The 303-nt window shown below is 60.7% G+C and carries 1 protein-coding gene; it reads right to left on the bottom strand.

What is annotated here, in order from left to right:
- On the bottom strand, window positions 1–303 hold a 303-nt coding region (locus tag RVY79_RS18820), incomplete at both ends, for an AAA family ATPase (protein ID WP_317466079.1).

Genomic DNA, 303 nt, shown 5'->3' on the forward strand with positions numbered 1-303 from the left:
CGCCATCGTGGCGCTGGCGGCCGACCGCATCGATTTCATCGATGAACACGATGCAAGGCGCCTGCTTCTTGGCGTTTTCGAACATGTCGCGCACGCGGGCTGCACCCACGCCGACGAACATTTCAACGAAATCCGAACCGGAGATGCTGAAGAACGGCACCTTGGCTTCGCCAGCGATGGCGCGTGCCAGCAGCGTCTTACCCGTACCCGGAGGGCCCACCAGCAGCACGCCGCGCGGAATACGTCCGCCCAACTTCTGGAATTTTTGAGGATCTTTGAGGAAGTCGACCAGCTCGACGACTT

Source organism: Chromohalobacter sp. HP20-39 (assembly GCF_033052815.1).
In the GTDB taxonomy this organism is placed as follows: domain Bacteria; phylum Pseudomonadota; class Gammaproteobacteria; order Pseudomonadales; family Halomonadaceae; genus Chromohalobacter.